Annotated in this window: 20 protein-coding genes and 1 tRNA gene; 4 read left to right on the top strand and 17 right to left on the bottom strand. The window is 50.4% G+C overall.

The window, feature by feature from the left end:
* Positions 1-119 precede the first annotated feature (119 nt).
* Both LDL70_RS03890 and LDL70_RS03885 read right to left on the bottom strand, forming a co-directional pair.
* Positions 120-707, bottom strand: a complete 588-nt coding sequence (locus LDL70_RS03890; protein WP_075654520.1) for a hypothetical protein — start codon at positions 705-707, stop codon at positions 120-122.
* Between the two features lie 72 nt (positions 708-779).
* Positions 780-1,022, bottom strand: coding sequence for a hypothetical protein (locus LDL70_RS03885; protein WP_022710068.1), 243 nt, complete (start codon positions 1,020-1,022; stop codon positions 780-782).
* Positions 1,023-1,261: 239 nt separating this feature from the next.
* Here LDL70_RS03885 and LDL70_RS03880 point away from each other — a divergent pair, with 239 nt between their 5' ends.
* Entirely contained in the window at positions 1,262-2,449 is a 1,188-nt protein-coding gene (locus tag LDL70_RS03880) for a pyridoxal phosphate-dependent aminotransferase (protein ID WP_225687288.1), read from the top strand.
* 68 nt (positions 2,450-2,517) lie between these two features.
* Here the strand turns inward: LDL70_RS03880 and LDL70_RS03875 are convergent, their stop codons facing one another.
* From LDL70_RS03875 to LDL70_RS03850, 6 genes are all read right to left on the bottom strand, one after another.
* Entirely contained in the window at positions 2,518-4,212 is a 1,695-nt protein-coding gene (locus LDL70_RS03875) for an ABC transporter permease subunit (protein WP_225687286.1), read from the bottom strand.
* On the bottom strand, positions 4,209-5,279 hold the full coding sequence (locus tag LDL70_RS03870; protein ID WP_225687284.1) for an ABC transporter ATP-binding protein: 1,071 nt from the start codon (positions 5,277-5,279) through the stop codon (positions 4,209-4,211). The genes LDL70_RS03875 and LDL70_RS03870 overlap by 4 nt, the downstream gene beginning before the upstream one ends.
* A 227-nt stretch (positions 5,280-5,506) precedes the next feature.
* Positions 5,507-6,514, bottom strand: coding sequence for an ABC transporter substrate-binding protein (locus LDL70_RS03865; RefSeq protein WP_022710073.1), 1,008 nt, complete (start codon positions 6,512-6,514; stop codon positions 5,507-5,509).
* A gap of 584 nt (positions 6,515-7,098) precedes the next feature.
* The gene (locus tag LDL70_RS03860) at positions 7,099-7,845 is read right to left on the bottom strand and encodes a DUF2865 domain-containing protein (protein ID WP_225688369.1); all 747 of its coding nucleotides are present in this window, start codon (positions 7,843-7,845) and stop codon (positions 7,099-7,101) included.
* Positions 7,846-8,120: 275 nt separating this feature from the next.
* Entirely contained in the window at positions 8,121-9,275 is a 1,155-nt protein-coding gene (locus LDL70_RS03855; RefSeq protein ID WP_225687282.1) for a GGDEF domain-containing protein, read from the bottom strand.
* 398 nt (positions 9,276-9,673) lie between these two features.
* Positions 9,674-9,748: transfer RNA gene (locus LDL70_RS03850), tRNA-Gln, on the bottom strand.
* A gap of 346 nt (positions 9,749-10,094) precedes the next feature.
* Between LDL70_RS03850 and LDL70_RS03845 the strand changes: the two genes are divergently transcribed.
* Positions 10,095-11,075, top strand: coding sequence for a glycosyltransferase family 4 protein (locus tag LDL70_RS03845; RefSeq protein ID WP_370637802.1), 981 nt, complete (start codon positions 10,095-10,097; stop codon positions 11,073-11,075).
* Here the strand turns inward: LDL70_RS03845 and LDL70_RS03840 are convergent, their stop codons facing one another.
* The 8 genes from LDL70_RS03840 to puuE form a co-directional block, all read right to left on the bottom strand.
* Positions 11,076-12,941: a nucleoside-diphosphate sugar epimerase/dehydratase gene (locus tag LDL70_RS03840; RefSeq protein WP_225687279.1), complete on the bottom strand. Its 1,866-nt coding sequence runs from the start codon at positions 12,939-12,941 to the stop codon at positions 11,076-11,078. It lies immediately after the preceding gene.
* A 415-nt stretch (positions 12,942-13,356) separates the two neighbouring features.
* Positions 13,357-14,178 (bottom strand): DUF2793 domain-containing protein, encoded by an 822-nt coding sequence (locus tag LDL70_RS03835; protein WP_225687277.1) that lies wholly within the window; start codon positions 14,176-14,178, stop codon positions 13,357-13,359.
* Positions 14,179-14,259: 81 nt separating this feature from the next.
* Positions 14,260-14,616 (bottom strand): hydroxyisourate hydrolase, encoded by a 357-nt coding sequence (uraH, locus tag LDL70_RS03830; RefSeq protein ID WP_075654803.1) that lies wholly within the window; start codon positions 14,614-14,616, stop codon positions 14,260-14,262.
* Positions 14,617-14,643: 27 nt separating this feature from the next.
* Positions 14,644-15,165, bottom strand: coding sequence for a 2-oxo-4-hydroxy-4-carboxy-5-ureidoimidazoline decarboxylase (gene uraD, locus LDL70_RS03825; protein WP_225687275.1), 522 nt, complete (start codon positions 15,163-15,165; stop codon positions 14,644-14,646).
* 1 nt (position 15,166) lies between these two features.
* Positions 15,167-17,542, bottom strand: coding sequence for a xanthine dehydrogenase molybdopterin binding subunit (xdhB, locus tag LDL70_RS03820; RefSeq protein WP_225687273.1), 2,376 nt, complete (start codon positions 17,540-17,542; stop codon positions 15,167-15,169).
* Entirely contained in the window at positions 17,539-19,020 is a 1,482-nt protein-coding gene (xdhA, locus tag LDL70_RS03815) for a xanthine dehydrogenase small subunit (protein ID WP_225687271.1), read from the bottom strand. Before xdhA ends, xdhB begins: the two co-directional genes overlap by 4 nt.
* Positions 19,021-19,169: 149 nt before the next feature.
* Positions 19,170-19,676 (bottom strand): ureidoglycolate lyase, encoded by a 507-nt coding sequence (locus LDL70_RS03810; RefSeq protein ID WP_225687269.1) that lies wholly within the window; start codon positions 19,674-19,676, stop codon positions 19,170-19,172.
* 1 nt (position 19,677) lies between these two features.
* Positions 19,678-20,595, bottom strand: coding sequence for an allantoinase PuuE (puuE, locus tag LDL70_RS03805; RefSeq protein WP_225687267.1), 918 nt, complete (start codon positions 20,593-20,595; stop codon positions 19,678-19,680).
* A gap of 186 nt (positions 20,596-20,781) precedes the next feature.
* On the opposite strand from puuE, the gene LDL70_RS03800 reads away from it, so the two are divergent.
* Positions 20,782-21,687, top strand: coding sequence for an MBL fold metallo-hydrolase (locus LDL70_RS03800; RefSeq protein ID WP_225687265.1), 906 nt, complete (start codon positions 20,782-20,784; stop codon positions 21,685-21,687).
* Between the two features lie 2 nt (positions 21,688-21,689).
* On the opposite strand, the gene LDL70_RS03795 is transcribed toward LDL70_RS03800, so the two are convergent.
* On the bottom strand, positions 21,690-22,568 hold the full coding sequence (locus LDL70_RS03795; RefSeq protein ID WP_225688367.1) for a DUF1499 domain-containing protein: 879 nt from the start codon (positions 22,566-22,568) through the stop codon (positions 21,690-21,692).
* Positions 22,569-22,929: 361 nt separating this feature from the next.
* Between LDL70_RS03795 and LDL70_RS03790 the strand changes: the two genes are divergently transcribed.
* Entirely contained in the window at positions 22,930-23,310 is a 381-nt protein-coding gene (locus LDL70_RS03790; protein ID WP_075654504.1) for a hypothetical protein, read from the top strand.
* The last annotated feature ends 8 nt before the right edge of the window (positions 23,311-23,318 follow it).

The raw sequence follows: 23,318 nt of genomic DNA, 5'->3' as shown, positions 1-23,318 counted from the left end.
GAGCATTTCCAGTTTAGGCTGAATCATTGGAAATGCTCTATCTTTTTGTTTTTACGCGTATCTTATCCGGTAGCCGTTTCACACTTTTCGGGATACGCTCTAACCTAAACTGGCCGACCTCACGACAGGAAAATGAAATCCAGAATGATCGTGGAAAATAACAGGCCAATCATCACATATTGAAATCGCCTGCGCTTAATATTCATCGCAATCAGAATAACGATGGTTTCCAGCACCATGACAACCGGCAGAACGACCATATTATCGGTGTCGTTTTTAATGAAGGATGTTCTGATCTGTTCAAAAGACTGCATGCTGTTGATGAAAATAAAGAGGGCAAAAAGCCATTTCTTTCGCGAAAAGAAATAGGTCTCGTAATCCCCGTATTCTTTAATGTCATCCGGCGTCAGGGTAACGCAGATGAAAAACAGACCAAAGACATAAAACAGCTCTAAGATATAAGTAACAATATCATAGGTTTTGCTGTTGCTCTCGATGAGATAATCCCACCAGAACTGAATAATCCATAAAAATACAACCAGTATCCAGCCGATATGGATATAGGATATCTTGTTCTTCGAAGGGTGCTGAATAAATTTGGACGCGAAGACCAGCAAGCGCGACAGGCACAGGCTTATGCCCATGCCATTGATAATGCGCATATGCGAAAAAACATCAGCCTGACTGACAAGAATATCCGCTGCCATTGGCAAGCTCCCCTCCGGATAAGCGCATTATAAACTGCCGGATCACATCCCCTCCGGCTGTCATTTTATTTATTAGTAAATTATCAGCTCAAATGATGCCGACATAGTCAGAAGCAGAGCACCCAGAATTGCCAGAATCAAGCCGGTTCTGAAATGTTTGGATGCTTTAACAACCAAGCCCTTGTCATCGCTTTGTCCCGCATCACCATGCAGGGATGTGGAGAACAATACGACCAGCAAACCGATCAGCAGTGTGAATGAACCCGCAGCACTCAGCAGATCACAGATAAAAAGCGTTAAATTGGTATTGGTCATAGAAGCTTCACCGGACAGATTACAAAATTACCCGTGATGGTTATAAACTCTGCCCGCTCATGACAAGCCTGAAGATTTCAATAGATCATAATGTTGAGCAATAATTCCCACCATAATTTATGCGCTTTTCTGATGTCATGCAGAAACAACACTGGTCTTAACTTCGGTTCATGCGATACAACGCATGAATTATTAAAAGATGCAGCAAGCATGAATAAAAATACGGAGGAGCGCTCAAGATGCATTATGCGCGTATTACCGAGCGTTTGAGCAGCAAAGGCTCACACAAATGGGCTGTCCATATGCGCGCCCGCGAGATGAAAGCCGCAGGCGAAGATATTATCGAGCTGACCATCGGCGAGCCGGATATTCCGACACCCGCCGATATGATTGATGAGGCTGCCCGCTCCATGCGCGCAGGCCGCACCCGCTACACCAGCGGCCGCGGCGAGCCGTCGATTCTTGCAGCTTTATCTGACAAATATTCGAAGCGCACCGGCCGCAAGATCAGCCAGCAGCAGATTCTCTGCTTTCCGGGCACACAAAGCGCACTGGCAATTGCCATGCTTGGTCTGGCCGAAGAAGGTGACGAAGTCATCACCACCAATCCGTGCTATGCGACTTATGAAGGCGTGATTAAAGCAACCGGTGCCACACCGGTCTATGTGCCGGTCAGTGAAACCAACGGTTTCCGCCTGCAGGCTGCCGATCTGGAAAAAGCAATCACACCACGTTCGCGCGTGCTGCTGCTCAACTCACCGCATAACCCTACCGGCGCTATGCTGAGCCGTGAAGAAATCGTGGCGATCGGCGAAGTCTGCCGCAAGCACAACCTCTGGATCATCTCCGACGAGGTTTATGAATTGTTGGTCTTTGACGGTGAATTTGCCTCTCCGCTTGATCTGCCAGAACTGGCCGAGCGCACCGTTGTGGTTGCCTCGATTTCCAAATCCCATTCCGCGCCGGGCTTCCGCAGCGGCTGGTGCATCGGACCGGAAGAATTTACGGATCGTCTGCTACCTTTGTCAGAATATTTACTGTTCGGTGTACAGCCTTTCATCGCGGATATGACTGCCTATGCGCTGAACCGTCCGGCAACAGCCGCTCAGCAAATGCTGGAGAATTTCTACCGTCGTGCGCAAATGATTTCCGAGCGCCTCGATGGTCATGCCGGAATTTCCTGCAAGATCCCGCAGGCAGGCATGTTCATTCTGGCAGATATCCGCGCCACCGGCATGACCGGTGCGGAATTTGCCATGCGCCTGCTGGAAGAAGAAAAGATTGCGACTATGCCCGGCGATTCCTTCGGCAGCAATCTGGTCGGCTTTTTGCGTCTGAGCCTCAGTGTGGCGGATGATCAGATTGATGCTGCCTGTGCCGGTATGGTGCGGCTTGCACAACGTATCACACTGGAAAAAGCAGCCTGATTTCACCTCTTTCCAATACAAAGCCCGCCTCATCACTGAGGCGGGCTTTTTTGTTTTTCATATCGGTTTTAGCGGATCAGTGTCACATGCTTGGCACCGAATGCCCAAAGAATACCGCGCACGATCAGCAAAGCTGCAATCACAATCAGCATGATACAGACCGAGAAAGCCGCCGCCTGATTGACCGCCCCGCGATCAGACAATTGCAGCACAGAGATCGAAGCGACCTGCGTTGCCGGTGTGGTGAGAAAGATCACCGCAGACAGAGACACCATGGTGCGCATGAAGAACAGAACACCCACGCCCAGCAATGTCGGCCACAACAGCGGCAATGTCACTTTACGCAAAGTTGTCAGCACGCTGCCGCCAAGCATGGTTGATGCTTCATCAAACGAGCCGCTGATCTGTTTCAGACTGGTTGAGGAGATCAGGAATGCGTGGGCATGGTTATAATAAACGCTGAGGATAATGATCAGCGCAAAGCTGCCATAGAGGAAATACAGCGGGTTGGACGGATTGTTAAAGGCCAATACATAGCCAAGCCCCAGCACCATACCCGGCACGGCTGACGGCAAGATGGCCAGGAATGCCAGCGGGCCGGTGAGCGGATTCTTGAACTTCTGCACCGCAATTGCTGTCATACCGGCAATTGCCACACCCAGCACAGCCGTCGCCAGACTGATCTTCACACTGTTCCACAAAGGCGCTGTGCCATTCTGCACATCAAACTGATAATGCTGAAGCGTAAAGCTCATATTATATGGCCAGAGCTTGACGAAGCTTGCCAGCACCACAATCACAATGACACTCAGGATCAGTGCCATTGTGAAATAGGCATAAAGCCCGAGCAGCAGATCACGTTTACCAGACGGACGCACAACCATTGGCCGCGCCTGTGAGGTGAGCAGCGCCTGTTGCTGTTTAGTCAGGCGTTTTTCAACAATCTTGGCGGCAATGGCAGGCATCAGCAGCACAATACCGATCACCGCGCCAAGACCAAACTGCGCCTGCCCGATCACCTGATTATAGACTTCTGTGGCCAGCACGTTGAAATCGCCGCCGATCACCATAGGATTACCGAAATCGGTCATCACCAGATTGAACACCACGAAACAGGCGGCCGCCAGACCATAGCGTGTTGCGGGTAAAGTCTGCGTACGGAAAATGCGCCATGGCCCTGCCCCCAGCACTTCCGCACTTTCATGCAGCCGTGCATCGCTGACAGCCAGCGCTGCCGAAAGGATCAGGAAAGCATAGGGAAAAGCATAAAGCGCATTAGCAATCACCACACCCCAGAAACCATAGATATCAATATCCATACCCATCCAGCGGTTGAGAATACCATTACGACCGAGCAGCAGCACCAGCCCTTGCGCCTGCACCAGTGACGGAGCGAAGAGCGGGATAAGCGCGGCCATCCGCAACAGGGATTTAAACGGCACATGGGCACGTTGCAGCGTATAGGCATAGGCATAGGCCATGCCGGTCACAATAATGGTACAGGTCAGCGCCATACCAAGACTGTTCAGCACCAGCGTCCAGAAACGCGCAGTGGTGAAAGTGCGGGTAAAATTGCCGAGGCCAAAACCTTCCGGCGTGCTGAACCCCAGCACCAGAATAGCCCAAAGCGGCATGACAAGGAAAATCAGGATCAGGGCTGTAATCCCGATCGTCATCGCCCAGGAAATGAAATTGTCGCTAAACAGACCGCGCTTTAAACCGGCACCGGTCGTTGTGCTTACAGAAGCCTCCGCGCTGCTCATGACAGCACCCGTAAAGCGTCTGCGGGCAGATGCAGCGTTACTGCATCACCTGTTTGCGGCAAATACCCTGTTCTGTTGGCGGTTCCGTGCATTTCCACACTGATTTTAACGTCCGGACGTTTATCCGGCACAACTTCCAACCGCGATATATGCCCCAGATAGATCTGGCTGCGGATGGTTGCCGGAAAGTGATTATCACCCGGCATGGTTTGCGTTGCGGGCAGCAGGCTGACGGCCTCAGGCCGGATACCGACTTTACTGACCGTTGCGGAACCGGAAACTTCAGCAGCATCCAGCTTGAGCACTTTATCTGCAAAATGCAGGCTGTTACCGGCAACTTTATCCAGCGGCAGAATATTCATACGACCGATAAAGTCCGCAACAAAACTGGTTAAAGGCTGCTGATAAAGCGTCTGCGGCGTGCCGGTTTGTTCAATATGTCCGTCTTTCATCACCACGATCACATCGGCCATAGCCAAAGCTTCTTCCTGATCGTGTGTGACCATAATGGTGGTAATACCAACCCGCTTTTGCAGCGCGCGGATTTCATTGCGCAATTCCTCACGCACCTTTGCATCCAGCGCGGAAAGCGGCTCATCAAGCAGCAAGAGTGACGGATTGGGCGCCAGTGCACGGGCAATAGCAATACGCTGCTGCTGACCGCCGGACATTTGCGCCGGTAGTTTTTCTGCCTGATTAGCCAGATGCACCAGATCCAGCATTTCACGTACCCGCGCTGCAATCTGTGCTTTTGTCCAGCTCCGGCATTCCAGGCCGTAGGCAATATTGCGCGCCGCTGTCATATGCGGAAACAGCGAATAAGACTGAAACACAACGCCGAAATTACGCGACCGCGCAGGCGTATGCGACAGGTCATTATCGCCCAGCATAATCCTGCCGGAATCAATATCTTCCAGCCCCGCAACGGCACGCAGCAAGGTTGTCTTACCGCAACCGGAAGGCCCGAGAAAACATACCAGAGAACCATGCGGAATATTCAGAGAAACATTATCAAGGGCTTTCACTGCGCCATAGCTTTTAATGACATTCTGAATGTTCAAATCCATTGGTATATTTCCTTTGGTATTTTGTTTTTATGGACGCAGCTGAAAATCTCTGCGTATTCCCCGTTGCATGAAATTTCATGCAAATGCTTATCAGACTGATTCAAGCCGCAGCTTTAAACCTCTGTTTTTCGTATGTTTTTTACAGCGCAGAAAACAGCTTGCTCAACGCTTTGAAAGCCAAAAGAGCAAGACCGGACAGCTGCAAGGCTGTCCGGTCTGTTTAACAATTAGCGCTCGTATTTCTTCTGCCATGTTTCAATGATCTTTGTGCGATCATCGGCTGCGGCTTTGAAATCAACCGCATACATAACCTTGGACACGTCTTCAGGAAGACCGGCTTCTTTGAACTTGTCCGGCATTGCGCCGCCCGGAATCGTTACAATGGCTTTCCACTTGTAATATTCGTCGGCAGCCTGCTTGCTCACAGTCCAGTCGAGAAAACGCTTGGCTGCGTCTTTGTTCTTGGATGTTGAAACCAGCGCATTGGCTTCCAGTTCATTACCCGCGCCTTCTGACGGGATCACCATGGTGATCGGATAGCCTTCGGCAATATTCTTGATGGCGCGCAGTTCAAAAGAGGCACCAACAGTATATTCGCCCATTGAGGCGACATTACACGGCTTGGAACCGGATTTGATATATTGCGCTACGTTCTTGTCGAGACTGTCGAGAAAAGCCCAGCCCTTTTCTTCGCCCATCTGCTGGATCAGCGAGTCAATCTGGATATAGCCGGTGCCGGATGATGCAGGGTTCGGCATCACCACTTCACCTTTAAAGGCAGGGTCGGTCAGATCGGCCCATGATTTCGGCATTGTCAGGCCTTTGGATTTCAGGCGCTCATTGTTTACGCAAAAAGCGGCCATATAACCGGTAACCGCAAACCAGCGGTCTTCCTTATCACGGAACTGCGCAGGCACAGTGTCGATATTCGCAGGCTTATAAGGCTCCAGCGTTTTAATAATTTCAGGATTGAACAGCGAGGTAACTGCAACGCCCCACAGCACGTCATGTTGCGGATTTGCCTGTTCGGCAATGATACGGGCAACAAGATCGCCATTGGACAGGCGCAGCATATTAATATCCAGATCAGGTAAAGCTTTTTTCGCCTCGGCGAGGAAAGCTGCGGCCTCATCTTCTTCATAAACAGTATAAACCGTCAGCGTCTCTGCCAGTGCAGAACCGGCCATCAGAGTCGCAGCCAGCGCCCCCAGAGTTTTCAGGTAAGTCTTGCGCATATCAAAGCCCCCATCCCATGGATTTTGTTTGAGTTTTTATAAAAAGTTCCCGCACATAATGATGAAATAGCCACAGATATCAATGCGAAACTTTGAAAACACACCGGAACACGCTGCGCTTGCCCCCTCCCGCGGCAGTCATTCCCGTGGCCTCATTGGTCGCATAAACATGATCTCAGAATGAGACCATTCTTCAGACAATGCTCCGCACAACCTCACAGAAAGGCACATCTGTCAGGTCAGCTTCCGAATTCTCGATTGGTCATATTATCGCGGTCGTTGAATGAGACCATTTAACGACGGGTACTCTGAAGTCTGTGACTGCAGATGTGTTTTCCACACCCGCATTGCATTCACGATCTTGTATAAAAATCAGGGTTGAGTGACGGATCAAAAGCCGCCCCCATCAGGATAACCTCAAAACTGTGCCTGTGCTTTGGCTCATGCGCATGTCCGTAAGCGGCAAAAAACAGCGCATTTTGTCATAATAAACATTTCCGCAGACAGGCAATAAAACTGCAATATTTGCTGTCGTTTTCACGGTAACAAATATCGCATTCGGCTAGTTTCGCCATGCGATCAGATCACTCTGTGCTGTGTAAAACTTCTATCCCTGTTTCCGGCTGCTCGCGACGGCTCCCCAGATTGACCAGCATATCATTACCGTCCTGCAAGAAGGCAGGTCCGACAATCCGTACAGCACGGTCAGACATATCTTTTTCAACGACCGGAACAGAAACCGGCGCGATTACCGGCTTAACAGGCGCAATGGTTTTTTTCTTCGGTTTTGCGGAACCTGCCCGCACCTGCTCAATATAGGAAAAATACTTTGCCCAGTTACATTTCTGAAAATTCTCTGATGCCTGATAGGCATAGGCAGAACCCAGATTGACGTAAGATTCCCGTTTATCAACGGATACCATATCCGCAGTCTCAGCAGCAGGATCACTCAAAATATACAGATTGACATCGGGGGTCTCGCAGATGAAACGACACTGCGCCAAGGTCTCTTTTATCTTGTTGCTTCGGGCATATTGCGAATGCGGTGCCGGAAAATAATATCCATCGGACAAGCGCACACAAAACAATAGAGGTGTTCCCGAATACTGGCCGCCAAACAAATTGGTATTTTTGGCAAGCTGGTTTTTGTTACTTAGCCCGCTTGGCTTTGATGTTGTGGCAGTAAGAGATGTTCCGCTGCATTTTGCCAAGGCTGCGGCACTTTTCTGCAACTGTTTTTGTATGTCACCACGTCGCTGAGCCAAATCACGGCAGGCGTTAAAAAAGCCGCCCTGAGCATTTTCTGCCGTACATTTCCGACCGCGCTCCATATTTTTCAAGGCAGTCAGCTGACGCTTTAAAATAATATCGGCAGCGATCAGGGAATTATCCGAACATGTCGCGGCAAGAGCAGGAGAGATTGTACCCGTTACAAGCAGGACAACCAAGAGGAGCAATGTCTGGCGAAGCATAATACAACGCGTCATAAGCGCAGGCATCACCGGAAAACCCAACCTCTTTGACACCCTCCACTTAACCACAGTCCCCTCCGCGTGTTTATGTAACGGCCGAATTGAGCAAAGAATTACAAAGCATTACCGATGAATCATGTAGCAAATATTTCAACCCGGTTACGACCATTATTTTTAGCTATATACAGGCTGATATCTGCTTTTTGGGTCATATCGGAAAAAGAGGTTACGTCTGTTGCTGCCTGACAGACCCCCGCGCTGATTGTCAGGCGCACAATACCGTCACTATGCTCAAATGCATCATTTTCAGCAGTCTTGCGAACACGCTCGGCAAACTCATAGGCTTCATTCATCGTCGTATCTGGGAGAAGAACTGCAAATTCCTCCCCGCCTATACGGGCGATAAAGTCCTTTTTTCGGAAAATCATCATCAGGATATTGGCAAAACGCTGCAAGGCAATATCACCGGCGGCATGACCGAACTGATCGTTAATGCGCTTGAAATGATCAATATCCAGCAAAATCAAAGCGAGAGAACCATCCGCAGGATCACGCTCTGCTAAAGTCAGCTCAAAGGCTCTGCGATTATACAGGCCCGTCAGCGGATCAAGCAGAGCCATTTGCTTTAACTCGGAAATACCCCGTTCATAGGCCATTGATATAGCGAAAGCACCGCTTGCAACGATATGAATGGACATGACGAGCAAAATGACTGCCAGAAGCCCGTCATTCGGCAATAGTTTCATATTGGCTGGACTTGTCACCCACCCCTGTATCACGCGGGCAACAAATGCCGCAGCAACAAGACTATAGGCAATAGCCAGCCCCCAACGAGACGGCAGAGTCTCACCATTTGGGCGCAACAGTTCGCGGAGAACTAGAACGATTTCAACCAAAAATATGAGATTAACAAAGCCAAAAATAAACCCGTTCGTCAGATAGGAAGAGAACAGATACGGGAGCAACACAATCAGTATGATTAAGAAATTAATCTCAATATAGTTTTTGCGATAGAAAAAGCTGCGTATAGCCTGCCAGCGCAGCGCTATCCCCGTCGCTAATACCACGTTGACGAGAATCAACTGCAGCATCTGCGAGCGATCAATCACAACAAAGATAATGAAACCGACGGATAAAACCGCATTTGCAGCAACCCAATAGAGCCAATAGGTTCTGTCGCGCTGCTTCAGCCAAATACAAAAAAATGCAATCGCAAACGCTGCCAGAGAAATAGCGTTTACTGTAAATAGTGAATTTGGCTCAATATCTGCCATGTATTGAATGAGCATCGACAATCAAATCCCTCACGTCGATAAACAAAATACTTCCGGAATGCACTGTATCTCTGACTTCTGCCCGTTAAGGAGACGAAGTCAGTATGCGGTTCGGCAAGCCGAACATATTCATAAAGTGTGCAGCCGTTTTAGCAGGCATCACATATTCCATAGCATTATGTAAAAAGATCCCGCTATCACTTTTTTATGCAAAAAGCGACATTTTCAATTAAAGACAAAAGAATAAGATTGTTTCAGTGCTGCTTAATATTCTTAAATTCAAACAAAACAAACAAGCTGAGTTAAATATAATGTGAGAACAATTTAAATTTACTCCGCCTGTTTACTACACATAGCGAGATCAAAAATCACCGACAGAACAAATTAAACAGGCAGAATATAATGTGAGGAATTGGCTGGGGCGCCTGGATTCGAACCAGGGGATGGCGGTACCAAAAACCGCTGCCTTACCGCTTGGCTACGCCCCAATACAAATCACGGAGAGATTCCGTGGCGGTTGATCCGGCTTATAGCCGCAAGAAATCCATTGTGCAATGCATTGAAATCAGATTTTTACATTTTAAAACAAAGCAAACCCGTCCAACTTCAAAAAAGCGTTTTACGTTTTCAGCTTCGCAAGTTCTCCGCTCTCCAACATGCTGGAAAAGCAGCTCATAAACGCGTAAAGACAACAGTAATTGAGTAAATTTGACTGCGCTCCGATACAGTTTAAAGGGTTCAGACAATCCGTTTCAGATTAAATTATATCATATTCAACCGCTTGCCGGATTACCTTACACTTCAGGAGACAGCAGCTTGTCAGTTTATTGGTGGATTTTTCCTCTGTGCTTTATTTTCTCCACGCTCCTGCTCCTGATTTTAAAAGACAAACTTCCTGCGAATTTTCTTGCTGCCGGCTTTAATCCGCGCTCCAACCATTCTGTCCCTGCCAGACAAATCGGCGGACTGGCCTGCATTCCGGTTTTCATATGTGCACTAATTATTTTTGGCCTATGGGAAATGATACCGGCTCGCATGAGTATCAGCCTTGTCATTGCGGCTTCGTTAGTCTGGGTTATCGGTTATCTGGATGACCGAAAAGAACTGTCTGTACGCGCAAGACTTCCCTTGCAACTTCTGGCCGCAATTCTTGCGGTTTACAGTTTAGGTACTGATTTCCGGCTTTTGCCCGATCTCCTGCCCTATTGGCTTGAAATGCTGCTTTTAAGCATCGCCATCCTTGGAAGTATTAATGTCGCCAATTTTATGGACGGTCTGGATTGGCTGACTGTCACCGGAATTGGAATTCCACTATTCCTGCTCGGAATTCTCTCAGCTATATTTCTTCAGGAGCCGGCAATTCCGGCGATTAGTCTGGCGATAAGTGGCGCTCTCGCAGGATTTGCAGTTTTTAACCGCCCGCCTGCCTCAATCTTTCTCGGCGATTCCGGTAGTCTGCCGCTTGGCCTGATTACCGGTGCAGTATTTCTGCTCTTTGCCGGACAGGCAGGTATTATTCCCGCTCTCATCCTGCCGCTTTATTATATTCTCGACGCTGGCAGCACGATTATCCTGCGTCTTAGCAAAGGTGAGAATATATTACAGGCACACTCTTCCCATGCCTATCAGATCGCCAAACGCTCGGGAAAATCCGTTTATTTTGTTACCGGCAGCCTTGCACTGCTCAATCTTATATTGGGCGCTATTACTGCAGCCACGCTGTGGTCAGGCACATTTATCGGGCAATTATCCGGCCTGATAATCGCCCTGGTGCTGACAGCGCTGCTGATCCTTTATTTCCGCAAAAGAGTTTAATTACTGGCGGATATAATCGAACAACAGCGCTTTAGCGCCTTCCGCATCGTTATCATCAAGGAATTGCTGCATTTGCGGCAGGCGCTGCGGTATTTCATCGGCCTTTGTGCCACGTTTTTCCGCACAAAGAATTTTAGGGTGACGGGTACGCAATGCCTTATCCGGATCATAAAACAGTTCCTCGTAAAGCTTCTCGCCTTCGCGAATACCGGTTACCCGAATTGTAATATCCCCGTCAGGATTTTTCATGTCACGCACAGACAATCCGGCCATCAGGATCATATTTTCAGCCAGATCTCTGATTTTCACCGGACTTCCCATTTCCAGCAAAGCCGTCTCACCACTTTTAATAACCGCACCGGACTGGATAATCAGTTCTGCAGCCTCGCGGATCGACATGAAATAACGGGTCATATTTTCATCAGTCAGCGTTACAGGGCCTCCTGCAGCAATCTGCTCCCGAAACAGCGGCACAACCGAACCGTTAGACCCCAGAACATTACCAAACCGAACGCTCGAAAATGACTGTGCCGAGCCTTTCTGCTGCGCAAGATCTCCATAATGACGGATAACAAATTCTGCCCATCTTTTGGTTGCGCCCATCACATTTGTCGGACGCACGGCTTTATCGGAGGAAATCAAAATAAAACGCTCTACGCCGGTCTTCAGCGCAGCATCGGCAACAGCCTTCGTGCCCATAACATTATTACGAATGCCTTCAAGCGGGTTCACCTCAACCAAAGGCACATGCTTATAGGCAGCACAATGATAAATCGTATCAACGCCGTGAGAGTGAATAACATTCTCCACCAGTTCCTGCTGGGTTACTGAACCCAAGACCGGAACGATTTCACAATTCGTAACAGATTTCAGCTTGCGCTCCAGCTGATAGAGCGCAAATTCTCCGACCTCGAACAAAATCAGTTTGCGTGGTTTCCAGTTGACGATCGTACGGCACAATTCGCTGCCGATAGAACCACCGGCACCTGTTACCATGATTGAGTGCCCCTCAATCATCGACTGCAGCATTGCCTCATCCGGCGGCACCGGCGAACGCCCCAGCAGGTCATCAATTTCAATATTACGCAGCGCACCAACCAGATATTTTCCCCGCGACAGATCTGCAATCGGCGGCAGAATACTGGTACGGATTTTCAGGCGCCCTAAAATACTGGCATAGGCTTTCCGCTCTGTCTCCCCCATCGACGGATCAGAGATTACGACCTGACAAACACCGTAATTCTTAACCAGATCATCGATAGACGCCGGTGCATAAACACGGGTTCCGGCAATATCCATACCAAGCAATGACGGATCACGATCAATAAAACCGGCCACGTAAGTATCACGATGTACACGCAATGCCGCTGCCAGTTGCTGTGCAGCCTCACCGGTACCGATAATCAATGCCACTTCCCGTGATACAGGGCCGGTACTATCCCGCAAAATCCATTTAGCGCCGAAACGGGAAATGGAAACCAGAATAGTAATCACCAGCCAGTAGATCAGCGGAACAGAACGCGGAACGCCGGTTCCGCCGGTCATTTCAGTCAAAAATGCGATGGCAACCCATAGCAAAGCCGCAACGGCGGTTGCCTGAAAGATAGACCAGATTGCCTTTTCCGGCAGATAGCGAATAACAGAACGATAAAGACCATAGCGGATAAAAACCGGCACAGCGACCAGCGGCGCCGCCAGCATCAGCAAAATTTGCTTGGTATTTGGCACGAACAGGAAGCCATAACGCAGAACATAGGCAACATAGACGCCAAGCAACAGCAAGGTAATATCCACGCCAAGCGTGATAAGTTGCTTTATAGATCGCGGGAGTCCCGCAATCCGCCTTGAAACATCTGCCGTTTTCATGCGGTTAATCTTTCACCTTATTCTTCAGCAAAATTTGCATCCTACTTCCACAATCATAATCAGGCAAAAGAATAACTTGATAAAACAGATCAAGTATTAAACTTAAATAAAATATCGCACTCATACTGACTAACAAAATACTTATATCAAAACCAGCAAATCTCCCTCTATTCACAGAAATTGTAAATAGAAGCCCCGAAGTGATAAGGACACTAAAAAATACTGCTTTTCATAATTTTTTCTCAACGTGAACCATAGACCACTGCCTTACCAATCAAGCTTTCCCAGATTCCGTAAAAGAAATTTATCCGGCTCTTATAGTTCATCAGATTCGCTGCTGTTGCACGACATATCAATCTAAATCCCCCGATTGTTTTGAAAGGCCGTGCAACAAATTATCGCAATCTTAACAACATCATGGAGCAACAGGTTGATTGCCGTCGATCCAAAGCCACTGCTGGCCATCACTGAAAGCAAGCTTCCCGTTCTGACCTGTCCTGATAAAAATAACAGCACCTGCACCGCTCTGCGCAGCATCCGGAAAAGCACCACTCTCATAATTTCCGGTGCGAATTGGCCCCTCAACATGCAACGGTGCTGTTGGCCAGACCGAGCCGATAGCTATATTACCGCTAGCACGATCAATCCGCAGTGCCTGTCGCCACTGCCCGCTATCATCAGCAACTTTAATACTGAAGTTATTTTCACCGGCGATTCCCATTTCAGCATAGCCGGTCCAGCTACTCTGAAATAACAGAGAGGCTGTATTCTCACTCAGGTTTTTATTGATTTTCAACTGATGCCCTGCCCCGCTATGGGTCAGCAGAACAGCATCAGAGGCTACAGCCAAGCGGTTATAGGTATCAGCCTCCGTATTTACTCCAACCATCGGCTGCGGGTTCAGCAGTGCCTGCCATTGACTGCCGTTAAATATGAACAGCGCATTTTCATCAGCAATATGCATGATCCAGCCGCGCAAAGGCGCGAAGAAGAACCATTCACCATCCATAAAAGCTGCAAGATTGCCATCCTGCCCGCTCCATAAATCCGCGGCTCCCGCAGGTATCAGATAACGATCACCTTCCTGCGCAGTGGCTGGCGGCGAAGAATATTGCCGGCTTAGAACGGACAGATGCAAAAGCGCATCGAGATAACGCAGTGCTTCATTATGTGTGACATGTTTCTGCGCCTGGCTGGGCAGAATATAAGGCATTTTCAGATTAGGGGTCGTTTCCATATCTTGCTTTTCCCGTTGTTCATGAACGGGAAAAGTCTACGAAGAGAATAAAGCACGGGGATAGATTTGCCCGTCGTGCCTTTAGCTGCCGCGATAAGTGGAATAAGCCCAAGGGCTGACCAGCAGCGGCACATGATAATTGGCGCTCTCATCGGCAATAGAAAACCGGATCGGAATCAGATCGAGAAATGGCGGCTTTGCCTGATCCGCGCCTTGTGATTCAAAATACTCAGCGACATGAAACTGTAGTTCATAAGTGCCGATACGTATTTCCGCTTCATTGAGCAGAAGCTCATCAGTGCGGCCATCAAGATTGGTTGCAGTCCGTTTAACCAGCTCCAGCTCACCACTGCCCTTCACCCGATAAAGCTCAAGACGCATTGCGGCAGCCGGTTTACCATGAGCAGTATCGAGAACATGGGTTGAGAGTTTTGCCATAACCATACCTTTTCTGCTGCATGTAATCTATGATGTAAGCATATCCCCCAGCCGCAGTTCTGCGATACGCGCAATCTGCCGCAGTGCCTCAGAAATTTCCTGCTCCGGCGTATTTTTCAGACGCGTTTCAAAACTGGCGAGGATGGAATGTTTGTCATGTCCTTTACCGTCGAAACCGCGTACGGCGAGAATAAAAGGAAAATCAAAGCGCTGCTTATAGGCATCATTTAAGCTATGAAAGCGCTCATACTCCGCATCATCAAGCCGGTCGAGTCCCGCTCCCTTCTGCTCACTTGTAGAAGCATCGGTGAGATGACCTGCACGCGCAGCTTTGCCTGCCAGATCAGGATGCGCACGGATCAGCGCCAGTTGTTTGGTCACACCTGCCTTTTCAACTGCCTGCACCATCGCCTGATGCAGAGCAAAAATTGAAGCGAACGGCCTGTCTCCCGCCACAGCTTCTGCCACCCAAGGAGAATGCTCGAAAATACCGCCCAGAACAGAGACAAACTCCGTTTCTGACAGCGAATTTAAGGTCTGCAAATTCATCTCAAGCTTCACCCTGCTTCTGGCGCTGACGCGATTTGATGATCGATTTCAGCACGGTTTCCGGCGTAGCCGGTGCATCCAGTTCCGGCGAGAACTGATGATCCGCAATCGAAGCAATGGCATCGCGGATTGCCAGCCAGACGGAAATACCAAGCATCAGCGGCGGCTCGCCAATAGCTTTGGAACGAAACACTGTTTCCTCACGGTTCGGTGCGTTTTCCAAAATCCGCACATTGAAGATTTCCGGCACGTCACGCGAACCCGGAATTTTATAGGTCGAAGGGCCAGCGGTGCGTAACCGTCCGGCCTTGTCCCACCATAGTTCCTCACAAGTGACCCAGCCCATGCCCTGCACGAAAGCGCCTTCAATCTGGCCGAGATCAATCGCCGGATTAAGCGGAAAGCCGACATCCTGCAAAATATCCGCCCGCTGGCAGCGCGTTTCACCGGTCAGCGTATCCACCGCCACTTCGGCAACAGCCGCACCATAGGTGAAATAGAAGAACGGACGGCCGCGCATTGTCTTACCGTCCCAATGGATTTTCGGTGTCGCATAATGGGCAGCTTCCGAAAGCTGCACACGTTTTGACCACGTCAGCTTGGCAAGCTCGCCAAAGGACATGGATTCATTGCCCGCATAGACACGATTACCACGGAAGATGATCTCGCTCTCGCCAAAACCGTAATGTTCTGCAGCGACTTTGGTCATGCGGCTTTTGATTGCCGTTGCTGCTTTAAAGGCTGCCATACCATTGAGATCAGAACCCGTTGAAGCAGCCGTTGCAGATGTATTCGGCACTTTGCCGGTCGCTGTCGCCGAGATACGCACCATGTCCAGATCAATCTGGAACACTTCAGCTACAACCTGCGCGACTTTGACAAACAGCCCCTGCCCCATTTCCGTGCCACCATGGTTCAAAAACACCGAACCATCCTGATAGACATGCACCAGAGCACCAGCCTGATTGAGCGCTGTGAGATTGAACGAGATACCAAACTTCACCGGCATCATCGCCAATCCGCGACGGATCAGCGGATTACCCGCATTATAGGCATCAATTTCCGCACGCCGTTTTTGCCAGTCACTGCTGTTCAGCAGCGCTTCTGTGACCTGTACCAGCCGGTTATCTTCAACCTTCTGGCCATAGGGCGTTTCATCCCCTGTCTCGTCGCCGTAATAGTTGATGGCACGCAGTTGATTGGGATCAAGTTTCAGCTCACGGGCAATCGTATCGACGATTGTTTCAATCGCGATAATCCCCTGCGGCCCGCCAAATCCGCGAAATGCTGTGTTGGATACGGTATTGGTTTTGCAGGCATGACCAATGAAATGCGCATTTTCGATGAAATAGGAATTATCGGCATGGGTCAGCGCACGGGCAATTACCGGCCCTGTGAGATCCGGCAGGTTTCCGGCGCGGGCAAGAAACTCGATATCCAACCCTTTGATACGCCCGCGACTATCCGTTCCCGCCTGCCAATGCACTACAAAATCATGACGCTTGCCGGTCGCAATCATATCATCGCGGCGCTTGAGGCGCATTTTGCACGGGCGTCCGGTTTTAGCCGCAACCAGCGCAGCAGCACAGGCTATAATCGTTGCCTGACTTTCCTTGCCACCAAAGCCGCCGCCCATGCGCCGCACCTGACATTCCACCGCATGAGCGTGAAGCCCCAGCACATGTGCCACATGATGCTGCACTTCGCTCGGATGCTGCGTTGATGAATGCACCAGCATATCGCCGTTCTCATGCGGCCAGTTTTCACCGGGAATAGCGTAGGCAATATGAGTTTCGAGGTAGAAATGATCCTGTCCGCCCATTGAAAGACGGCCGGAAAACTGATGTTCCGCATTGGCAACGGCGGTTTTGGCATCGCCCTGTTGCACCACTTGTTGCGGGATCACATAGCTCTTTTGCCGGTGCGCTTCTTCCACATCCAGCACCGGCGGCAGTTCTTCAATATCCAGCTTCACCAGCTTCGCAGCCTTATAGGCCGCCTCAAAACTGGTCGCGGCAATCACCGCGATTGCCCGCCCCTGATGGTCGAGCAGTTCCTCAGCAAAGAGCGGCTCACCGGGTAGCCCCGGCGAAACATCATTGATGCCCGGAATATCATGCACATCCCAGATACCGACCACACCGGCCTGCGCCAGAGCTTCACGGGCATCCATGCTTTTCAACCGGCCATGGGCAACCGGCGACAATACAAAAGCAGCGTGAAGCGTATCCGGTAATTCCGGCATATCATCAATATAAGTCGCGCTACCCGCCACATGACGGCTGGCGGAATCATGCACAACACCATGCCCGACAATACTGCGCTCGACTTTGCCTACGTTTTCCGGTGTTGGAAAAGGCTGATTAAGTGCGATCATAGTGCCATCACCTCCACCACTTCACCGGCCAGATCATGACGCAGACGCTCAACCAGATTTTGCGCCACCATCAAACGATATTCGGCACTGCCGCGCCAGTCACTTAAGGGGCTAAGCTCTGTGGCGATAGCCTGCGCACAAGCAGCAACTGCTGCTCCATCCAGTGTCTTGCCGGTCAGCGCCTGTTCAGCACTTTTCACTCGCTTCGGTATCGCTGCCATACCGCCAAAAGCGATACGCACATCCGTTACAATCCCGTTTTCCCGCGTCACACGGAATGCACCGCAAACGGTGGAAATATCCTGATCGTAGCGTTTAGAGATTTTATAAACGCGGTAATCTTGCCCTGCAGTCAGCTTCGGAAGCGTAACCGAGGCAATCACCTCATCGCTGCGCAGCTCCGTCTTGCGGTAATCGAGAAAGAAATCTTCCAGCGGCAATATACGACTACCCTTTGATCCTGCTAATTCAATCTCAGCACCAAGACCGATCAGCGCTGGCGGCCCGTCCCCGATCGGGCTGGCCGTGCCGATATTGCCGCCAATGGTGCCCTGATTGCGGATTTGCACCGAGCCGAAACGGCGCAGCAAAATAGTGAGAGAAGGATAATGATTGCCGATAGCCTTCAGCACTTCCGCCCATGTCACTGCAGCGCCAAACCGGAAAGATGTTGCATCCTCACGGATCACGCGCAACTCGCGCACATGCGCGGTCGAGATCACCTCATTCCAGTCACTGTGATAATCGGCCAACGCCACACCGAGATCAGTGCCACCCGCCAGCAGCAGGCTCTGTGGATATTGCGTGCGTAATTCCAACAGTTCTTTCAGTGTCTGCGGCTGATGATAGGTTGAGCCGCCATGGCTGAAACCTGTTTGCGGACGGATATCCTGCAAGGAACCGGAAAGCGGCTGTGCTACCGGTGCGCCACCTTCTGCAATCACCTTGCGGGCAGCTTCAACAATCGGGCGATAACCGGTGCAGCGGCAGAGATTGCCTGCCAGCGTGTCATGGATCAGCTGATCGTCGGCTTTGGCACCGGCACTTGCGCAATCCGCAGCCAGTCCGCTGAGCGACATCACAATACCGGGTGTACAAAAACCGCATTGCGATGAGCCGTTTTCGGCCATCGCCGCCTGCACAGGATGGAGTTGTGAAGTTTTCAACCCCTCAACCGTGACCAATGCCTGACCGTCCAGCTGCCCCATTGTCAGGATACAGCTGTTAACAGCGCGGTAGCGAAATGCTCCGTCGGTATTGTTCGATTGTGGTTCACCCGCCGCAGTGTCAGCCTGCGCAATTGCGTCTTTATCTGTGCCGATTAAAACGGAGCACGCCCCGCAATCCCCCTCAGCACAGCCCTCCTTCGTTCCCTTGAGCCGCGCCTCCCCGCGCAACCATTCCAGAACCGTTGTATCTGGCCGGATCTGAACATCCTGCCGGTGACCATTCAGAAAGAAACGGATCATCTGTGTCATAAGACCAGATTGTTACGCCTCTGAATACTCGTCAAGATGTGGCGTGACAAATGCGGCAAATTAGCTTTGAGTTGCGTTTTAAAGCGACATTTCTGATCTGTTTCATGCCGCTTTTAAACTATGCGGATTCGAAGCATCTGACCGGATGGTCAAATACTCCTGCCAGAAATCGTGAAATTTTGCTGCGAGAAGTAATATTCCTCCAGATTATTGCCTGCACCGCCACGATCAACCACCAGAAAATCCGAAGTCTCATCCAGTGCCAGCAGCGGATGATGCCAGACATTGCGATGATAATTCACGCCCTGATTGCCCCGCGCCAGAAAAGCCACCGGCGCGTGCGGAACACCATTATTATCATCTGCAACCACCACCAGATAGTCGCGTCCGTTCAGCGGCATAAAGGCTTGTGAGCCCAGCGGATGCCGTTCAACCATCTTAATGGTCAGCGGCAGCTCCCAAGGCTTGCTGCGGAAGATATTAATCAAAACATGAGCATCCTCACCGATAACATCGGCTTTCGCCAACGCGTGGTGACGCTCGGTAATGTCCCAGTTAATGAATTTAACCTCACCCAGCCCTGTCTCGATAATATCCCCGAAAGGTGCGAAATTTTCCGACGTCAAAGCCCGTACCGGTAAATTGATCAGCTCCATTTTACTGCCCTGCCGGTTTGTGGTTTTCATGCCAATGGCGGGCAATATCAATGCGCTTCGCTACCCAGACTTTGTCATGCGACTGCACATAATCCAGAAAACGCTCCAGCGCCGCCGCACGACCCGGACGGCCGACAAGGCGACAATGCAGACCGACAGACATCATCTTCGGCGCGCCTTCCCCGCCTTCGCGGTAAAGCACATCAAAAGTGTCTTTCAGATAGTTGAAAAACTGGTCGCCGGCATTAAAGCCCTGCGGTGTGGCAAAGCGCATATCATTGGTATCGAGCGTATAAGGCACGATCAGATGCGGCCCTTTTGGCCCTTCGATCCAGTAAGGCAGTTCATCGGCATAGGAATCGGCGGAATAGACAAAACCGCCTTCTTCCATCACCAGCCGCAGCGTATTGTCTGAAGGTTTGCCCTGATAAATCCCGTAAGGGCGTTCGCCGGTCAGTTCTGTGTGCAGACGCACCGCTTCCTGAATATGACGCCGTTCTTCTTCTTCTGTGAAATCCTTGTATTCCAGCCAGCGCAGACCATGACTGGCGATTTCCCATCCTGCTTCTTTCATCGCCGCAACGGCTTCCGGATTACGTTCCATGGCTTTGGTCACACCATAGACAGTCACATCCATATTGCGTTTGGTGAACATGCGCCACAACCGCCAGAAACCGGCACGGGCACCATATTCGTAGATCGATTCCATATTCTGGTTACGCTGCTTCGGCCAGCTTTGCGCGCCGACAATCTCGGACAGCAGGCATTCAGAACCGGCATCCCCATCGAGAATGCAGCTCTCGCCGCCCTCTTCATAATTGACCACGAATTGCACGGCGATCTGCGCGCCGTTCGGCCAGCGCGGATCCGGCGTATGACGGCCATATCCGATAAATTCACGTTCACCACATTTTTGCATGTTCTGTTCCCCAATTCTGTCCGCTCAAAATGATAAAACATCGGGCACTTTGTCAATGTTAAATTGTCGACAATTTTAACAATAATTGTCGATTATAATATATGGAGTGGATAAACGGGACAAGTCACTGAAAAGCCTTTATAGACACCCTGTTATTATTGTGATGCCTGCCGGAAAGTCTCTTTGATGTCTCTGAAATTTGATACGCAATTTGATCCGGCCTATGGTGAAGCGGTACAGGTTGCGCCTGATATTCTGCGCGTAACCGTCAATAATGCCAGTGCTTTTACCGGTTACGGCACCAACAGCTATATTATCGGCAAAACCCAGCTCGGTATTATCGATCCGGGGCCGGAAGATGAGGCGCATTTTGCAACGCTGATGCGTATTATTGCAGACAGGCCGGTCAGTCATATTTTCGTCAGCCACACCCATCGCGATCATTCACCGCTGACCGCAAGACTGAAAAGTGAAACCGGTGCAATCGTTGTTGCACAAGGCCCGCACCAGTCCGCCCGTCCGTTATTTGACGGTGAGAGTAATGCACTGGATGCCAGTGTAGACATAGATTTTGCGCCGGATATTTGCGCCAAAGACGGAGAGATTTTCACCAATCCTGACTGGGCATTAGAGGTGATCCATACTCCCGGCCATATGGCCAATCATGCCTGTTTCGCCCTCAATGATCGTGGCATCTTATTTTCCGCCGATCATGTCATGGCATGGGCGACCACCATTGTCGCGCCGCCGGACGGCTCGATGCGCGCCTATATGCAATCTCTGGAAAAACTTCTCAAACGCAAAGACAGCCTCTATCTGCCGGGGCATGGCGCACCGATTGCCAAACCGCATCGCTTTTTACGCGGACTTCGTGCTCACCGGAAAATGCGCGAGCGGGCCGTGTTTGAGCGGGTGATGCAGGGCGATGAAACAATCGCGCAGATGGTCGCCGCGATTTATCGTGATACTGATCCGCGTCTGCATGGCGCTGCAGGGCTTTCGGTTTTCGCCCATCTGGAAGATCTGGTCTCACGCGGATTAGTCAAAACGGACGGCGACCCGATGCCCGACAGTCTCTACCGGCCTGCCTGAGTTTACTCTTCCGGCGCATCCGGTACGGCATTGCGCATTTCCAGATCAAGCGCATTAAAAAACGTACCGATCAGACCGGCATTGAACCCCATATCATAGCGCCCGTAACGTGAGACGGAGCGCATATCGACCGTGGTTTGCTCGGCCTCATCCCTGAGCCGCACGACCACATCGCTGTGCAAACCCAGAATGAAGGTTTTGGCAGTTGCCTCGACACTCACATCCATGTCTTCACCGGCAGTACCGGACGTAGCAGTTACAGCAAAGCCCTGCTCTTTCAGCACCTTAAGCACAGCTTTTAAGACGTGATCCTGCGCACTGTCATATTGCCGACCGCTCACTTCCGGATAGGCAGAGATTTGCTGCAACATATCCGGCATCGCATCGGTGCCCAGACTATTTTGCACAGTCAGATCACCCAGCCCCAGTTTTTGAAGCAGTTGCACGCGGAAATCCGGCTTATGATCCTGCAATAAATCCTGCTCATTGCTCATCACAGTATTGAACTGCACGGAGTTTTCGAGATCGGTGGAAACATCATGAATACGCGGTGTGCCGCTGATCTGCCCCAGCACAAGTGCAGGCGGGATCAATGTGACCAGAGCGATAAAGCAGGCACGCATGGCACGCCGCCCTCCGGCATCGCCGCTGCGCCATAAATTATAAAAAGATTTTGCTGAGAGCAACAAAGCCAGCAGAGCGAAAAACACGGCAAGTGCCACAATAAACACCAGATCCGGCTGTTGAATCAAACCGAAACGATGTGCTGTAACCGCAGCAATGAGCAATCCTAAACCGGCTAAAGCGCAAGCCGGTGCATATTTCGCCGATCGCGAGGAACGACGTCTTACCTTGCGCCGGATGTAATAATTTTCAAGCATCACTTGCCGCACTGCCGGTTAGAGAGCGGTTCCGGTAAACACGGAATTGTAAAACCGCTCTGTCTCTTTGTTTTACGCATCGAGGCGGGTAAAGAAATCAGTCCCGCGAAGGCGCTTCGCACAATATTCAGGGTCTGCCGAGCATAAACAATACGCGATCCGCATCGCTGCCTGCAAGAACTGTTCATTTCGTCAGGTAGCAAAAGAGGTAAAGATCTGTGATTAACGATAGATAAAAGAGAAATATTTTTATTTATCATGATATTATAACAAATCACTAAAATGAGATTGCATCAAATTCACAAACTGCCACAATCAGTTTGCGGATAAGAAGAATTATACAGCCGGAGACGCTCCCCCTATGAGGCAAACGCCCTCCTCCACCAACGAAAACCTGATAGCCGCGTCTGAGGAGAACGCGTCTTTAGAAGCAGTTGAAGTTGAATTTGCCCTCGGTGCTCAGGATGTTCTGACCGACGGCTTTGATCTGTCCTTGGCCAAAGCCGCTGAAATTGTCGGCGGTGAAGTCCTGTTTAATATGCCTGCGCTGGACACCACCAATGCGCAGCGTATCGGTGCCATTCTTGTGCCGTCTGCCGTGCAGGATCAGGTGGTTTTCGTCACTTTGCTGAATGACGGGATTACGCTGTCCCACGCTCCGCTCTCGGGCAATAATGTGCTGTTTGAAAGCCTCGGCCGCAATTATGCTGCCGTTATGGGCAAGCTAAAGAACGGCCTCTGAAATCATTC

Source organism: Pseudochrobactrum sp. XF203, assembly GCF_020341615.1.
GTDB lineage: Bacteria > Pseudomonadota > Alphaproteobacteria > Rhizobiales > Rhizobiaceae > Pseudochrobactrum > Pseudochrobactrum saccharolyticum.
This window is presented reverse-complemented; position numbering and strand designations above follow the sequence as displayed.

Coding starts and splice junctions, on each gene's coding strand:
- LDL70_RS03810 (WP_225687269.1), bottom strand. CDS start 19,676: ATGGAGCTGATCAATTTACCGGTACGGGCTTTGACGTCGGAAAATTTC.
- LDL70_RS03835 (WP_225687277.1), bottom strand. CDS start 14,178: ATGGAAACGACCCCTAATCTGAAAATGCCTTATATTCTGCCCAGCCAG.
- LDL70_RS03890 (WP_075654520.1), bottom strand. CDS start 707: ATGGCAGCGGATATTCTTGTCAGTCAGGCTGATGTTTTTTCGCATATG.
- LDL70_RS03870 (WP_225687284.1), bottom strand. CDS start 5,279: ATGGATTTGAACATTCAGAATGTCATTAAAAGCTATGGCGCAGTGAAA.
- LDL70_RS03875 (WP_225687286.1), bottom strand. CDS start 4,212: ATGAGCAGCGCGGAGGCTTCTGTAAGCACAACGACCGGTGCCGGTTTA.
- LDL70_RS03880 (WP_225687288.1), top strand. CDS start 1,262: ATGCATTATGCGCGTATTACCGAGCGTTTGAGCAGCAAAGGCTCACAC.
- LDL70_RS03885 (WP_022710068.1), bottom strand. CDS start 1,022: ATGACCAATACCAATTTAACGCTTTTTATCTGTGATCTGCTGAGTGCT.
- LDL70_RS03860 (WP_225688369.1), bottom strand. CDS start 7,845: ATGGAGCGCGGTCGGAAATGTACGGCAGAAAATGCTCAGGGCGGCTTT.
- uraD (WP_225687275.1), bottom strand. CDS start 15,165: ATGAATTTGCAGACCTTAAATTCGCTGTCAGAAACGGAGTTTGTCTCT.
- LDL70_RS03790 (WP_075654504.1), top strand. CDS start 22,930: ATGAGGCAAACGCCCTCCTCCACCAACGAAAACCTGATAGCCGCGTCT.
- LDL70_RS03800 (WP_225687265.1), top strand. CDS start 20,782: ATGTCTCTGAAATTTGATACGCAATTTGATCCGGCCTATGGTGAAGCG.
- puuE (WP_225687267.1), bottom strand. CDS start 20,595: ATGCAAAAATGTGGTGAACGTGAATTTATCGGATATGGCCGTCATACG.
- xdhB (WP_225687273.1), bottom strand. CDS start 17,542: ATGATCGCACTTAATCAGCCTTTTCCAACACCGGAAAACGTAGGCAAA.
- LDL70_RS03795 (WP_225688367.1), bottom strand. CDS start 22,568: ATGCTTGAAAATTATTACATCCGGCGCAAGGTAAGACGTCGTTCCTCG.
- xdhA (WP_225687271.1), bottom strand. CDS start 19,020: ATGACACAGATGATCCGTTTCTTTCTGAATGGTCACCGGCAGGATGTT.
- LDL70_RS03865 (WP_022710073.1), bottom strand. CDS start 6,514: ATGCGCAAGACTTACCTGAAAACTCTGGGGGCGCTGGCTGCGACTCTG.
- LDL70_RS03840 (WP_225687279.1), bottom strand. CDS start 12,941: ATGAAAACGGCAGATGTTTCAAGGCGGATTGCGGGACTCCCGCGATCT.
- uraH (WP_075654803.1), bottom strand. CDS start 14,616: ATGGCAAAACTCTCAACCCATGTTCTCGATACTGCTCATGGTAAACCG.
- LDL70_RS03855 (WP_225687282.1), bottom strand. CDS start 9,275: ATGCTCATTCAATACATGGCAGATATTGAGCCAAATTCACTATTTACA.